Below are 15,206 nucleotides of genomic sequence, written 5' to 3'. Positions count from 1 at the left end.
GCGGCCATTATTCTGCAAAACGTCCCGGCGCCACAAGTCAGCCCTCCCTCACCGCGGCGCCGCAGGGCCACGACAACAGACAGGAGACAGGCATGACCCCCAGCATTGCCATCAATGAAAACGACAACGCCACCACCGACAGCCTCTGTACGCTGAGCGCCACCGAGGCCGTGCGGTTGCTCCGGCGGCGCGAACTGTCCCCGCTCGATCTCGTGGACGCCGCCATCGCCCGCATCGAAGCCGTGGACCCCGTGGTCAACGCGCTGCCGATCCGCAATTTCGAGGCGGCGCGCGCAGCGGCACGGCACTTTCCGAAGGCCGACCCTGCCGTGTCCGAAGCACCCGGATGGCTCGCGGGCCTGCCCATCGCCGTGAAGGACTACAACGACCTGGCCGGCACCCCCACCACCTATGGCTCACCGATCTTCGCCAACAACGTGGTGGCCCACTCCGACCTGACCGTCGCCAATCTGGAACAGCGCGGCGCCATCCCGCTCGCCAAGTCGAATGTGCCCGAGTTTGCGGGTGCCAATACTTTCAACACGGTGTTCGGTGCCACGCGCAACCCGTGGAATACGCAATGCTCCGCAGGCGGTTCGTCGGGCGGATCGGCAGCGGCGCTGGCCGCGGGGATGGTGTGGCTCGCCACCGGCAATGACCTGGGCGGCAGCCTGCGCATTCCCGCCAGCTTCTGCGGCATCGTCGGCATGCGCCCGAGCGTGGGTCGCGTGCCGCGCCCTGCATCGGTGATGCCCTACGACCCGCTCTGGGTGGAAGGACCGATGGCACGCAGCGTGGCCGATGTGGCACTGATGCTCGACGCGCAGGCGCATTTCGATATGCGCGATCCGCTGTCGTGGCCCGCGCCTGCCGTGCCATTCACCCAGGCCATCGCCGCACCACGTGCCCCGGCACGCGTAGCGTTCTCCACCAATCTCGGCATCGGCAAGGTCGAAGCCGAAGTGGCAGCGATTTGCCGCCAGGCCACGCTGCGCTTTGCGGATGTGGGCGCCGAGGTCGAGGCCGCGCATCCCGATTTCAGCGGCGCGTTCGAAGCGTTTCAGACCTTGCGTGCCAACCTCGTAGCCGCCGTGCGCGGCCCGCTGCTCACCGAGCACCGTGCACGCATCTGTGACGAGATCATCTGGAACATTGAAAAGGGCCTGCAGCAGACCGGTGCGGATGTGGCGCGTGCCGACCGCCTGCGCGGCGAACTGTTCCAGCGCGTGGCCGCGTTCTTCGGCGACTACGATGTGCTCGCGTGCCCGACCGTGGCCGTCGCACCGTTCCCCGTGGCGCAGCGCTTCCCGACCGAGATTGACGGCGAGCCGCTGACTTCCTACATCGACTGGATGTATCTCACGTTCGTGCTCACCTTGACCGGTTGTCCGGCGATCTCGGTGCCGGTGGGCCTCACCTCGGATGGCCGTCCCGTGGGCCTGCAATTGGTCGGTCGTCCGCGCGGCGATTTCGACCTGCTCGCGGCGGCGCATCTGCTGGAGCAAATGTGCGGCATGGGCACGCAGGTGCCGCGTGCGCCGCAAGTGAAGCAGGCATAGGCAACGGGAGATGCGGTCATGTCGATACACAATGAAATTACCGCCGGCACCGCCGTGCGGAGCGTCGCTGCCGACCTCGATGCACCGGCCCTTGAACGCCTGGCACTGCGCGTCACCGCGTGGTGCGAGAAATGGTATCCCGATGCCTATGTCTTCGTCGCGCTGACGGTACTCGCCGTGGCCATCGGGGCGATGGCGATCGGTGCCTCCCCCGGATCGGTGTCGGTGGCCTTCGGCAACGGCTTCTGGAGCCTGATCCCGTTCACGATGCAGATGGCCATGGTGGCGATCACTGGCTACGTGATTGCCAGTTCGCCGCCGATGGCGCGGCTGGTGGAGCGTGCCGCGCGCATTCCGCGCAATGGCCGCTCGGCGGTGGCCTACGTGGCGTTCGTCAGTGTGGTGGCTTCGCTGCTGCACTGGGCCATCAGCCTGATCTTTGCCGGGCTGCTGGCCAAGGCACTGGCACGCCGCACCGAATTGCGCATGGACTATCGCGCTGCCGGTGCAGCCGCCTACCTCGGCATCGGCGCCACGTGGGCGATGGGACTCAGTTCGTCCGCCGCGCAGTTGCAGGCCAACCCGGCCAGCCTGCCGGCGAGCCTGCTGAAGATCACCGGCGTCATCCCATTCAGCCAGACCATCTTTCTCTGGCAGAGCCTGGTGGTGACCGCCGTGCTACTCGTGCTGTCCACGCTGATCGCCTACTGGACCGCACCCGCCCCCGCACGCGCCCGCACTGCCGCCGACCTAGGCGTCGATATCGAGCCACCCATTCACGCCGCGCCAGTCTGCGCTCGGCCCGGCGAACGGCTGGAACACAGCCCGCTGCTGACGCTGGTGATCGTGGCGCTCGGGGCCGGATGGGTATGGCACGAGTTGTCGGGCAAGCCGTTGCTGGTGGCGATCTCTGGACTCAACACCTACAACCTGATCTTCCTGCTGATCGGCATGTTGCTGCACTGGCGTCCGCGCAGTTTCCTCGATGCGGTGGCGCGAGCGGTGCCGGCCACCACGGGCGTGCTGATCCAGTTCCCGCTCTACGGTGCCATCGCCAGCATGCTGACCATGGCGCAGGGCACGGACGGGGCCTCGCTGTCGCATCACCTGTCCACGCTGTTCGTCAGCATCTCGTCAGGCGAGACCTTCCCGCTGATGATGGGCATCTACTCGGCCGTGCTGGGGTTCTTTGTGCCCTCGGGCGGCGGCAAGTGGATCATCGAGGCGCCCTACGTGATGCAGGCGGCCAATGACCTGCAAGTGCATCTGGGCTGGGCCGTGCAGATCTACAACGCCGCCGAGGCGCTGCCCAACCTGATCAATCCGTTCTGGATGCTGCCGCTGCTGGGCATCCTGGGGTTGAAGGCGCGCGACCTGGTGGGATTTACGTTCGCGCAGTTTCTGACCCATACGCCCGTGGTACTGATCCTGCTCTGGCTGCTGGCGCGGACACTGCCCTACGTGCCACCCGTGCTGCCCTAGCATCGGTGCCCGCCCGGGTCGATCCCGAGGCGGGCACTGCGCAGTGCTGCCAGGCAGGTTCCGCGTAAAGCCATTACCATAGGCGCTTTCGCACTCTTCCTGCATACGGAACCTCACGTCATGGCCGATCTGTCCGCTTTCCCGATCACCCGCAAATGGCCGGCGCAGCATCCCGAGCGCCTGCAGCTGTATTCGCTGAATACACCCAATGGCATCAAGGTCTCGCTGATGCTCGAAGAGACCGGCCTGCCCTACGAGCCGCAACTGGTGCGTTTCGACCGCGACGACCAGAACTCGCCGGAATTCCTGTCGCTGAATCCGAACAACAAGATCCCCGCCATCATCGACCCCGATGGCCCCGGCGGCAAACCGCTGGCGCTATGGGAATCCGGTGCCATCCTCGTGTATCTGGCCGAGAAGACCGGCAAGTTCATTCCCGCCGATCCGGCGCTGCGCTATGAAACGCTGCAGTGGGTCATGTTCCAGATGGGCGGCATCGGGCCGATGTTCGGACAGGTGGGCTTCTTCCACAAGTTCGCCGGCAAGGACTACGAGGACAAGCGTCCGCGCGACCGCTACGTGGCCGAATCGAAGCGCCTGCTCAAGGTGCTGAATGAACGCCTCAAGGGCCGCCAGTGGATCATGGGCGACGACTACACCATTGCCGATATCGCCACGTTCCCATGGGTGCGCAACCTGCTGGGCTTCTACGAAGCTGGCGACCTCGTCGGCATCCAGGACCTGCCCGAAGTCTCCCGCGTGCTGGACGTATTCAACGCACGTCCCACAGTACAGCGCGCAGTCAATATCCCGAAGCGACCCGAGTAAACACGGGGGCTTGTGCCCCCGCTTCCTTGGGGTTCTCCCGCACCGCAGCGAGCGGGGCAATGCGTATATGATCTGCGGATAACAGGCCGCCGCCTTCGAACATCGAGCGGCCATATCCAAGGAGACGACATCCATGCCCCGCCGCCAGCCCTTCGCGCTGCTCGCTGCATCCCTTTTCAGCTTCCTCGCCGTCGCAGCCGCACCGGGCCATGCTGCCGATGCGTACCCGTCCAAGCCAGTGCGCTGGATCGTGCCCTACCCTGCCGGTGGCGGATCGGATTTCCTCGCGCGCACCATCGGACAGGGCCTGACCACACGCATCAACCAGCCCGTAGTGGTCGACAACAAGCCGGGCGGCAACACTGCCATCGGCGCTTCGGAAACCGCACGCGCCGCAGCAGACGGTTACACCGTGTTGTCCGCCGATAACGGCACGCTCGTCTTCAACCCCGCGCTCTACAAGACGCTCTCGTACAACCCGGCCAAGGATCTGGCGCCTGTGACGCTGCTGGGCCGCTTTCCGATGATCCTCGTCGTCGGCCCCGGCACCACGGCCAAGACCGCGCAGGAGTTCATCGCGCAGGTCAAGGCCACGCCCGGCGGCGTGAACTATGGATCGGCCGGTGCCGGCAGCCCGCACCACCTGGCGATGGAACTGCTCAAGGTGGAAGCGCACCTGACGATGACCCACGCGCCCTACCGAGGCGCGGCGCCCGCACTCTCCGATGTTGCCGCCGGCCAGATCCCGGCGATGATGGTCGATTTCGCGGCGGGCGCAGGCTTCATCAAGGGTGCCAAGGTGCGACCGCTGGCCGTGGCCAATGCCACGCGCCTGCCGCAGTTGCCGGATGTGCCGACCTTTGCCGAACTCGGCTACAAGAATGTGGAAGCCGCCGCGCTGGTCGGCATGGTGGTGCCCGCCGCCACGTCTCCCGAGGTGATCAACACGCTGAACCGTCAGGTGGTGGCATCGATCAAGGACCCGGCCATCAACAAGAAACTGGTGGACTTCGGCGTGGAGCCCGTGGGCAACACCCCGGCACAGTTCAGCGAACTGCTGCGCGGCGAAACCGTACGCTGGACACGTCTGATCCAGGAGCTGAAGATCTCGCTCGATTGATGATGGAAGTTGGAGTACCGCGCATGAACTCGTCCACCAGCCAGTCCACACACTCTGGTTGCCCCATCGACCACACCGCGTTGTGCGCGCCGAATGGCTGCCCCATCAGCCATGACGCGGCAGCCTTCGATCCGTTCACCGATGGCTATCAGCAGGACCCGCCCGACTATGTGCGTTGGTCGCGCGAACAGGAGCCCGTGTTCTACAGCCCGAAGCTGGGCTACTGGGTGGTGACGCGCTACGACGACATCAAGGCGATCTTTCGCGACAACATCACGTTCAGCCCCGCCATCGCGCTGGAGAAGATCACGCCCACCGGCGACGCGGCCAATGCCGTGCTGGCCTCGTACGGGTATGCGATGAACCGCACGCTCGTCAACGAGGACGAGCCCGCGCACATGCCGCGCCGCCGTGCGTTGATGGAGCCGTTCACGCCCGCCGAACTTGCGCATCACGAACCAATGGTGCGGCAACTCACGCGCGAGTATGTGGACCGCTTCATCGACGATGGCCGCGCCGATCTGGTCGACCAGATGCTGTGGGAAGTGCCGTTGACCGTGGCGCTGCATTTTCTCGGCGTACCCGAGGAAGACATGGATCTGCTGCGGCAGTATTCCATTGCGCATACGGTCAATACGTGGGGCCGGCCCAAGCCCGAGGAACAGGTAGCCGTGGCACATGCCGTGGGCAACTTCTGGCAACTGGCCGGGCGCATTCTCGACAAGATGCGGCAAGACCCCTCGGGTCCGGGATGGATGCAGTACGGCATCCGACGCCAGCACGAACAACCCGACGTGGTCACCGATTCGTATCTGCACTCGATGATGATGGCGGGCATCGTGGCCGCGCACGAGACCACGGCCAATGCATCGGCCAATGCGATCAAGCTGTTGCTGCAGCATCCCGATGTCTGGCGCGAGATCTGCGAAGACCCTGCGCTGATTCCCAATGCCGTGGAGGAATGCCTGCGGCACAACGGCTCGGTGGCTGCATGGCGCCGCGTTGTGACGCGCGATACCGATGTGGGCGGCATCCGGCTTGCAGTGGGTAGCAAGCTGCTGATCGTCACCTCGTCGGCCAATCATGACGAGCGGCACTTCGCCGATGCGGATCTGCTCGACATCCATCGCGACAATGCCAGCGATCAGTTGACCTTCGGTTACGGCGCGCACCAGTGCATGGGCAAGAACCTCGCTCGCATGGAGATGCAGGTCTTCCTGGAGGAACTGACGGCGCGGCTGCCTCATTTGCGGCTGGCCGAGCAGCAGTTCACCTACGTACCCAACACCTCTTTCCGGGGTCCCGAACATCTGTGGGTCGAATGGGACCCGGCGCGGAATCCCGAGCGGACGAATCCTGCGGTGCTTGCACCGCGCGATGCGGTGCGCGTTGGTGAGCCCACGGGTGGCAGCGTGGGCCGCACGCTCGTCGTGGAATCGGTCACGCCCGCCGCCATCGACGTGGTGAAGCTGCGTCTGGTCTCGCAGGATGGCAGACCCCTGCCCCGCTGGGCGCCCGGTGCGCATATCGATGTCGAGTGCGGACACACCGGGATTTCACGGCAGTATTCGCTGTGCGGCGACCCAGCGGACTCCGCAGCGTTCGAAGTGGCGGTGCTGCGCGAACCCGAAAGCCGTGGCGGCTCGGCATGGATACATGCGAACCTGCGCGCGGGGGATCGCATCAAGGTGCGCGGGCCGCGCAATCATTTCCGGCTTGATGAAGGATGCCGCAAGGCGATCTTCATTGCCGGCGGTATCGGGGTGACACCTGTCAGTGCGATGGCAAGACGCGCACAGGCGCTCGGCATCGACTATACGTTCCACTACTGCGGACGCTCACGCGCGGCCATGGCGATGCTCGACGAACTGGTGGCGTTGCATGGGGATCGTCTGCAGCTTCATGTCGGCGATGAAAACGGCCGCGCGAATTTCGCGCAGATTCTCGGGCAGCCCGACCATGTGACGCAGATCTACGCATGCGGTCCGGCACGCATGGTCGATGCACTCGAAGGCTATTGCGCAACGTGGCCCGAAGACGCACTGCGCGTGGAGCATTTCAGCTCGACGCTGGGCACGCTCGATCCATCGAAGGAGCAGGCGTTCACGGTGGAACTCAAGGATTCGGGATTGACGCTGGAAGTGCCTGCAGACCAGACGCTGCTGACGGCCTTACGCTGCGCCAACATCGACGTGCAAAGCGACTGCGAGGAAGGACTATGCGGATCGTGCGAGGTGCAGGTGCTGGCCGGTGACATCGATCATCGGGATGTGGTGCTGACAAGGGCCGAGCGCGAGGGGAATCGACGGATGATGTCTTGTTGTTCCAGGGCGGTGGGGGGTGAGGTATGCGTGGAAGTGAAATTGCTTAACTATCCCGCTTGGTTTGCTCCCCTCTCCCGCGAGCGGGAGAGGGGTTGGGGGAGAGGGCAGGAGGCTCTGCTTGCCGATCGTGTCGCAATTTGAACCGCTGGCCCTCTCCCCCGCCCCTCTCCCGCAAAGCGGGAGAGGGGAGAAAACCGAGCGAGAACGTGGCGCCTCACAACCCCAACACAATCCTCCCACCCCCCACCCTGACCGCGTACTGGTAGTAATCCTGCTGCCCCCACGACCCCGACACATTGGCCCATCCGGTCAGCCGCTTTCCAAGATCGACATTTGCACCCAGCTTCACTTCAAACCGGTTATGCGGATACATCGTGTCCACCGGCAGTTGATTGAACGAGATGGTGCTGTCCGTATTGCTGTACCACCAGTTCAGCGTGAGATAGGGCTGCACGCGCTTGCCATCTTCGCGCTCCCAGGTGCGATGCGTACGCACGCCAAGCCGGGTAATCAACCCCGACGAATCGGCGCCCCGGATACGCGTGCCGTTCGGCTCCGTGACATCATCCTCGTCGTAGTGCGCGTAGATCAGTTGCGCCTGTGGTTCCACCACCCAGCCATCGCGCATTGGCACCGCATAGCCAACCTCACCCGATAGCGCCAGGGCCTGCGCGTTGTATTTCACGCTCGGCAGCAAGTCGCCCTGCACGCGGTTCGTGAACCAGCCGTACTGGAACCACGTATCGACATAGGCCCCGAGCTTCTTTTCGTCGTTCTGATACCACGTGCCGTAGGCTCCCACGCTCCAGCCTTCGACCTTGCCCTTGGCGCGGAAGCCGTTGCCCAGGGCTTCGGCATCGGTCGTGGCGGTGCCATAGCTGAGCATCAACCCCGCATGGCCGCGATCGGTGTTCGGGCCTTCGCGCCAGCGGGCAAGTTCCAGGCCGCCGTGCAGCAGGAACGAATCGGTCGATGTCTTGAACACACCATCCTTGCTGCGCGCCCCCTGCCAGTTGCCCACTGCGCGTAGCCAGGCGGCACGCGGCTTATCCTGCGCGGGATCGAAGCCTTGCTGCTCGACGAACTGCAACTCGCCAAGCCTGTCATGCAGGCTATGGACGAACATCTGGCCCGCCAGCCGCTGGTTGGCCTGATACGCGCCCACCTCGGGACGATAGAGCGGCTGCGGCGGGCTGGGCGGTGTGGGATCGACACTGCGCTCCGAGCGCAGATACCAGACATCGGTGTTGGCACCGTTCTGGTCGCCACGGAACAGCCGGTACTCGTACGCGCCCGCCACCGCACGGCCGTTCAGCGCAAACGCATTCGGATCGCTCGCGGCAGGAGACTTGTTCATGATCTCGACCAACGGGATGCCACTGGCCACCGTCAACGCGCCATCGCCGCCGCGATTGGTCACCGATACCCGCGTGGGGCCGCCTGCACCCGTGGACGTGGCATCCACCACCAGCATGTCCGAGCGGCTCGCGGCGCCGCCTTCGTCAAGCACCGTATTGAGTTTCAGCGCGCCGCCGTTCGACACGAACTGCCCGCCCCCATTCGCCCCCGCAGTCTGTCCGCCCGTGATGACCAGCACGTTGCCCACCGCCGTGCCGCCACCGGTCAGGTCGATCGTGCCAGCGTTGTTGAAGGTATTCACGCCAAGCAGTTGTCCCTGCACCGCACCGCCCAGCGTGGGAGTGTTCGCTGCCTGCCCAAGCGGCAAATAGGCGTTGGTCGTGTCGAAGTAGACAATGGCATCCGCCGGGCTGCGTACCGCACCATCTGCCCCCGGTTGCGCCGCGAGCCACAGCGTGCCGTTGTTGTTCACGACATTGGCACCACTCGTGCCCAGGTTCGATACCGCGACGCGCCAGATATCGCGTGCGCCCGAGCCGTTCAGGTCCGCGAAGCGGCGCAGATACCATGTGCCCGTATTGTCGATCGTCGAGGCGGACGTGAATGCCGTGACCACGCCGGTCATCTGGCCTGCGTTTACCAGTGACAGGTTGCCCGCCGACCCGGCATCCGCGGCCACTGCGAAATCGCTCAGCGCCCCAAGACTCGCACCGTTGCGGACGCGCTGCGTGGCGCCGCCCACTCTGATGCCCGCACTCGTGCTCCATCCGCCCTGAACGGGCTGCGTGCTCGATACGTCGACGCTGCCGCCCACCGACGTGGCGTCGATACCCGATGAGTCCACGCCGCGCGTGGTGATCGCGCCACCATTTGCCACCGTGATATCGGCAGCGCCGGTGCCCACCGCGTAGATGCCTTGCGAGGACAAGTTGCCGAGCGTCTGGATCGCGCCCGTATTCGTGATGGTCTGCGCACCCGTACGCGAAAAGCTCCAGATGCCGCGTTGCAGGTTGCCACGCGCCGTCAGCGCGCCGGCGTTCTCGATGGTGACCGTGCCTTCGCCGGTGTTGCCCGTGCCAGTGGCACTACCCGCCACGATGGCCGCGCCCGAGCCGTTCACGTCGATGCTCGTCCCCGTGAAGCGCACCGACACCGGGCCGCCGCGCGTGGTGGCCTGCAGGCCGAATGCCCCGGCACCTGAGCCATCGCCCGTACCGGCATCCGAGTGCGTGACGATGACCCCGCTCGCGGCAATGGATGCCAGCGCAGTCGTGGAATCGTTCGTGACGTAGATGCCGTTGGCATTGCTGTGGAACGTTTCGATCCGCGCGCCGGTGTAGTTGACGGTCGCCTCGCCGTTGGTGGAATGCGCGCGGATCGCGGCGGCGCCAAAGCCCGCTACGGAAAACGCGCCGCTATAGTCGATGCCCACATTGCCGTTGACCGCGCTCGCCGTGATGCCGAAACTGCGTGCGGTCGCGGCATTGCCGAGCACCGTGATATCGCCCGTGCCGGTAATCGTGGCGTTGCCCGCGCCCGTGGCAATCACGTAGATGCCGCGCGAACCGTCGAGTGCGGCGGCGCTACCCACCGCGATCTCGCCCGTGTTCTCGATCTGCACATTGCCGGGCGACGGATTGACGTAGATGCCATGGCCATTGATGCCCGTGGTGAACAGCCGTCCGGCGTTGCGGATCGCGATGTCGCCACCCTTGCTGCCCGTGCGGATCGCGGACCCAGCCGTGCCATCGGTGGAAATCGCACCGGTATTGACGATGGTGGTGGCGCCGACGGTTCCCCCTTCGACGAGGATACCCATGCCGTTCTCGGCAATTGCCTGGATCGCAGCGGCGTTGTTGACGGACACCGCGCCGGTGGTGGCCTGGCGCACACGAATGCCTGCGTGATTCGCGGCGCCCGCCTCGGGACCGGGTTCCTCGGCGTTGTCGTTGAGTATCGTGCCGGTGTTGTCGATCACCATCGACACGCCGCTGCCGATCTGCACCGAAGTCTCGCCTGCCCCCGTTGCCTTGATCCACACGCCGTTGCCGCCAGCCGTTGAGATGGTGCCGGTTCCGTTGTGCGTCACCGTGGCATTGCCGCCGCCTGGGGCGTTGATCTCGATGCCGTCGTGCTCGTCGCCAATGACCTCATTGCGAATGTCCAGCCGCGTACCCGCCGCCACGTCGATCAGGCTGCTGCCGAGGGTGTTGTTGATGACGGAGACCGCATCGAGCGCTGCGGCCCCCGACACCGTGACCGAGGTGGGTCCGCCCGAGAAGCGGATCGTGGCGTTGCCCAGCCCGCCGTTGACCTGCGCGCCAATCGCGTTGGCTGCGATGGCGCTGGCATTGGAAACCGTGCTGCCAGACACCGAAATCGTCGCATCGGCCTGCTGGCCGTACACACGCAGGCTGGGTCCGGAGGCCGATGAGAAGGATGCGCCATCAAGGGTCTGGAGGGACGCCGCCGTGCGGACGGCCGGTGTACATGCCACCGTGGTGGTGTAGGTGCCGCCCAGCGGAATATTGCACGATCCCTGCGCACGCGTCGGTGCAGGCAGGGCCAGGCCGAGCAAGGCAATGCCGAGATAAGGCGTTGGGGATGGCGAACGTCGGGAACGCTTCGATTCGGACATCGGAATCTCCCTGCGCTGCCGGGATCGGCAGTCCGATGCGAGTTTGCGTCCGAAATCACTGAAACATTATTGAATGTTTCAGTTTTGACACTTAAGTGAAATCAGAAAATGACAGGCATCATCCCGCCTCAGGCGGTGGTCAGTGCCGGCGTGTCCGCCGCGTCGGCACTGACAGGCAGCCCTGACGGCACGGCAGTGTCAGACTTTGCAGATTCAGCGGATGAAGTGGCGGGAGCGGCCTCCACCACCATGCTCGACCCCACCACGAACTGGTTGCGGCCGCGCTGCTTGGCCTGATACAGCGCGCGATCCGCTTCCGCGAACAGGCTGCGCCAGAGTCCTTCCCGGCCTGTTGCACCGCCGCGAAGCTGGGCCACGCCGATGCTGACGCTCGCGTGGCCGCAACCAGCCCCTTCGCCTGCGGGCAGCTCGATCAGCCGCACCTTGCGCAGGATGCGGTTGGCCAACGCGGTGGCCTGGTGCTCGTCGGTATGCGGACACAGAATGCAGAATTCCTCGCCGCCATAGCGACCAGCGATATCCGAAGCGCGGCGCGAGTTGTCCAGTGCGATGGCGATTTCGCGCAGCACATGGTCGCCGGCATGGTGGCCGTGCCGGTCGTTCACGGCCTTGAAATGGTCCACATCGATGACCAGGCAGGACAGCGCCTCGCCTTCGCGCTGCCAACGTGCCGCCATCGACATGGCCGTCACATCCAGCGCCCCGCGGTTCAGCAGACCGGTTAGCGCATCGAGCCGCGCGCCGCTCTCATTGCGCGCGATGATCTGTTCCATCGCCATCAGGCTGAAGCCGAACAGGCCCAGCAGTACAGCAATCAGCGGCGTCAGCGGCCAGACGGACGCACTGGTCTGCAGGAAGAACGGCGTGACAGCGATGCCCCGGAACGCGGCACCATAGCTGAGGGCCGCCACCTGCGCGCCGAGCAGCACCAGATGCGAAGCCAGCACCAGTGGCCCACCGATGCTCGTACGGCCACGGCGGCTGCGCAGCATCGTGATGATGGTGCTGAAAGACAGCATCGCCAGCATGCCGTACGCCATGCCATGCACGAACAACGGACCGTCGGGCAGGCCACTGGCCAGCGCCAGCAGCACCACGGTTACTGCACCAACGCCGCGCAGCAACAGGCGGTGATCGGGCAGACCGTAGTAGACACGTACGCCGCGATAGATGATGAGCCGGCCCACCACATACGCGCCGGCACCCAGCGCGGCCACCTGCGGCGAACCGTTGCCCAGGCCGACGCTGGCCGCCACGGCAAGACCCGCCGCCGATGCCAGCACATGTCCGGTGGCCCACAGGCGGCCGGCCTCGCTCGCGCGCAGCGCAAGCACCAGCCCCGCGCCCATGACAAGCGTGCTGGAAAAAACCACCATCATGACGACCAGAATGGTCTGCTGAGCCAGGTGCAAGGGAATCGGTGTCCTCTGACGCTACCGGGGGCGACTGCCGTTATTCGCGTTAACCCTGAAACGGGTCCCCGACGCGGATAACGGAGGATAGGTGCGGCGCGAAAACACGCATCATAGCCCGCACGCAAGGCGCGGCGGCACCCCCGACAAGCCGGGTACCACGGCGTTGTAACGCAATGAAATATCGGCGCGAACACGCGCGTGACCGAGTGAAGGAACGTCCCGGCAATCCGGCGAAATGCCGGTCTTTCGATCAGTCGTCGAGCGGCGGCGCTTTGCCCGACGTTGCGGGCTTCACCGCTGGAAACGTACCGCCCAGCGCGGCGGTCAACTGCCGCGCGGCATCGAGTACCTGCTCGCGAAAGCCGTCGGAGAAACGCGGCGTGGGGCAGGTCAGCGTCAGCGCCCCGCGTAGTGCGCCATCGGGGCCGAACACCGGCGCCGACACACCCGCAATATCGGGGCTGCGATCCCCGATCAGTGCGATCACCCCTTCGTCGCGGATCTTCTGATAGACCTCGCCACGCGCCCCGGCAAAGGCGCGCAGCACGCGCCCACCGGCACCACGGTTGCGCGGCAACAGATCGCCAGCGCGGATGTGGTCGCGCACCGGTTGCGGAGAATCCACGCGATACAGGCACAGCCGATGCTCGCCCTGCTCGACGTGGAACGCGGCCGATTCATTGGTCACGCGCACCAGCTCGCGCAAGGCAGGCATCACCACTTGTTCCAGCGAGAACGACGCGGCGTAGACCGCATTGAGCCGCGCGATCTCGGGCCCCAGGCCATAGCGCCCATCCGCATGGCGCTGCACCATGCGCGCATGTTCCAGCGATGCCAGCAACCGCAGCAACGTGCTCTTGTACAGGCCGCTGCGCTGCGCGAGTTCGGCCAGACCGAGCGCGCCGTCACCCTCGCGAAAGACCGAGAGCACGAACAGCGCGCGGTCCACGGCAATAGCGCCACCGTCGGCGGAGTGCTTGTCGGCTTCGGATAACTGGGCGGCTTTGCGTGGCATGGAGGAAGGGTCTGGCGGTCGGAACGGCCGTCCACCGTATAGAACGGCCCCGTTGTTGTCAATCCAGCAACAACCGGGGTTTTGTCTCACCTGGCGTCACCAACCGCTTTCACGCACCCACGGCAATCCCGGTATGATGCGGCTTGCGGGTTTTCCCTAGGTCGTCATACGTGCGATGGAGAATGCCCGTTCCCTCCAGTGCCCCCAAGATCACGATGTCTGCCTCAAGCCCCTTACCGGTCACGCCGCCGCATGCCGAACCCACTTCCGGCGATGTGACGCGCCGCATTCTTTCGGTTGTCTTTTTCAACTTCATTGCCTATCTCGCCGTCGGCCTGCCGATTGCCGTGGTGCCGGGCTTTGTCCACGGCGACCTGGGCTACAGCGCCGTGCTGGCGGGCCTTGCCATCAGCATCCAGTACCTGGCCACGCTCTTGAGCCGCCCTTGGGCCGGCACGCTGTGCGATACACAAGGCCCGAAGCGTTCGGTACTGACCGGACTCGTACTGGTCACCGGCAGCGGCCTGCTGACATGGATCGCGGCATTGTTCGCCGGCACCGACTGGCTCGGGCTGGCGTGGCTGTTCGCGGCGCGCCTGATGCTGGGTGCGGGTGAGAGTCTTGTCACCACGGGCACGATCGCGTGGGGCATCGGCAGTGCCGGGGCACGTCATACGGCCAAGGTGATTTCGTGGAATGGCATCACCACCTACGGTGCGTTGGCAGTGGGTGCGCCCATGGGCGTGCTACTGGCCGGTCATGGCGGGCTGGCGATCATCGGCATCGTGACCACGTTGATCGCGGGCATCGCGTTGCTGCTGGCACGCCGCCGCGCACCCGTGCCGATCCTCAAGGGCGAGCGCCTGCCCTTCCGTCGCGTGTTCCGTGCGATGACGCCATTCGGCCTGTGCCTCGCCCTGGGTTCGGTGGGATTCGGCGCGATCACCGCGTTCATCACGCTCTACTACGCGGGCCATGGCTGGGATCACGCAGCGCTGGCACTGACAGCGCTCGGCACCTGCTTCGTGCTGGCCCGCCTGCTGATGGCGAACAGCATCACGCGCTTCGGCGGCTATCTGGTGGCACTGGTGTCGTTTGCGGTGGAAGCAGCCGGCCTGGCCATTATCTGGATGGCGCACGCACCGTGGCAGGCACTGGTTGGCGCCGCCGTGGTCGGTTTCGGTTTCTCGCTGGTGTTCCCGTCGCTCGGCATGGAAGCCGTGAAGCGCGTGCCGGCGACCAATCGCGGATCGGCACTCGGCGCCTACTCGCTGTTTCTCGATTTCGCGCTGGGTCTGACCGGCCCCATCGCCGGTCTCATCGCCAAGCAAGGTGGCTACCCGGCGGTCTATCTGTTTGCGGCGGTGTGTGCCGTGGCCGCGCTGATCCTGAGCCAGGTGCTGGCCGGACGCTATCGCGAACAGATGGCGCCGGCCATCTAGAGT

Annotated in this window: 9 protein-coding genes; 6 read left to right on the top strand and 3 right to left on the bottom strand. The window is 65.3% G+C overall.

Annotated elements, in window-relative coordinates:
* Positions 1-92 precede the first annotated feature (92 nt).
* The 5 genes from FFS21_RS10735 to FFS21_RS10715 all read left to right on the top strand — a co-directional run bounded on the left by FFS21_RS10735 (position 93) and on the right by FFS21_RS10715 (position 7,454).
* Positions 93-1,559 carry an amidase gene (locus FFS21_RS10735; RefSeq protein WP_171020373.1) on the top strand — a complete coding sequence of 489 codons (1,467 nt, stop codon included), beginning with the start codon at positions 93-95 and terminating at the stop codon, positions 1,557-1,559.
* An 18-nt stretch (positions 1,560-1,577) separates the two neighbouring features.
* Positions 1,578-3,041, top strand: coding sequence for a short-chain fatty acid transporter (locus FFS21_RS10730; RefSeq protein WP_137924816.1), 1,464 nt, complete (start codon positions 1,578-1,580; stop codon positions 3,039-3,041).
* Positions 3,042-3,161: 120 nt separating this feature from the next.
* A complete protein-coding gene (locus tag FFS21_RS10725; RefSeq protein WP_137924815.1) occupies positions 3,162-3,869 on the top strand; it encodes a glutathione S-transferase N-terminal domain-containing protein in 708 nt (235 codons plus the stop codon).
* Between the two features lie 133 nt (positions 3,870-4,002).
* A complete protein-coding gene (locus FFS21_RS10720; RefSeq protein WP_137924814.1) occupies positions 4,003-4,989 on the top strand; it encodes a Bug family tripartite tricarboxylate transporter substrate binding protein in 987 nt (328 codons plus the stop codon).
* Between the two features lie 23 nt (positions 4,990-5,012).
* The gene (locus FFS21_RS10715; protein ID WP_137924813.1) at positions 5,013-7,454 is read left to right on the top strand and encodes a cytochrome P450/oxidoreductase; all 2,442 of its coding nucleotides are present in this window, start codon (positions 5,013-5,015) and stop codon (positions 7,452-7,454) included.
* 73 nt (positions 7,455-7,527) lie between these two features.
* Here the strand turns inward: FFS21_RS10715 and FFS21_RS10710 are convergent, their stop codons facing one another.
* The 3 genes from FFS21_RS10710 to FFS21_RS10700 form a co-directional block, all read right to left on the bottom strand.
* Complete coding sequence (locus FFS21_RS10710; RefSeq protein ID WP_137924812.1) at positions 7,528-11,310, bottom strand: autotransporter outer membrane beta-barrel domain-containing protein; 3,783 nt, start codon at positions 11,308-11,310, stop codon at positions 7,528-7,530.
* 128 nt (positions 11,311-11,438) lie between these two features.
* Positions 11,439-12,743 carry a GGDEF domain-containing protein gene (locus tag FFS21_RS10705; RefSeq protein ID WP_137924811.1) on the bottom strand — a complete coding sequence of 435 codons (1,305 nt, stop codon included), beginning with the start codon at positions 12,741-12,743 and terminating at the stop codon, positions 11,439-11,441.
* 253 nt (positions 12,744-12,996) lie between these two features.
* The gene (locus tag FFS21_RS10700; RefSeq protein WP_137924810.1) at positions 12,997-13,761 is read right to left on the bottom strand and encodes an IclR family transcriptional regulator; all 765 of its coding nucleotides are present in this window, start codon (positions 13,759-13,761) and stop codon (positions 12,997-12,999) included.
* Positions 13,762-13,976: 215 nt separating this feature from the next.
* Here FFS21_RS10700 and FFS21_RS10695 point away from each other — a divergent pair, with 215 nt between their 5' ends.
* Positions 13,977-15,203: an MFS transporter gene (locus tag FFS21_RS10695; protein WP_137924809.1), complete on the top strand. Its 1,227-nt coding sequence runs from the start codon at positions 13,977-13,979 to the stop codon at positions 15,201-15,203.
* The last annotated feature ends 3 nt before the right edge of the window (positions 15,204-15,206 follow it).

Source organism: Cupriavidus sp. 2SB, assembly GCF_005503625.1.
GTDB lineage: Bacteria > Pseudomonadota > Gammaproteobacteria > Burkholderiales > Burkholderiaceae > Cupriavidus.
This window is presented reverse-complemented; position numbering and strand designations above follow the sequence as displayed.